Raw genomic sequence first — 338 nt, forward strand, 5'->3', positions numbered from 1 at the left:
CGGCCGTTGTCGTCCAGTCGTCCCAATGCCCGGTATCCCTTGCGGGTGCTGACGGTCAGTTTGTCCGACTCGTCGGCGAGGTCGGCGAGGGCATCGGCTTCGGCCGGGTCGATCGTCCGGGCGTGGTCCAACACGGGCGCGAATCGGAAATGCTCCCAACTGCCGGGATTGTCGGGGGTGATGCCGTTGGGGGACGTGACGAACACTGACGACTTGTCCAGGTTGCTGTGCTGGCCTTCCACGGGGGCGATCGCGCCGGATTTCATGTCGTCGCCTCTGACAAATCCAATCATGGGTAAATACTCCTGAGTAATGGGTGAATGGCCGTGGTGATAACG

Annotated in this window: 1 pseudogene; it reads right to left on the reverse strand. The window is 61.8% G+C overall.

The features are described 5' to 3' along the window. A pseudogene (locus LKE08_RS28780) lies at positions 1 to 293 on the reverse strand (hypothetical protein); the annotation flags it as partial. Between the last annotated feature and the right edge of the window lie 45 nt (positions 294 to 338).

It is taken from the genome of Lyngbya sp. CCY1209, from assembly GCF_035615495.1.
Lineage (GTDB): Bacteria > Cyanobacteriota > Cyanobacteriia > Cyanobacteriales > Microcoleaceae > Limnospira.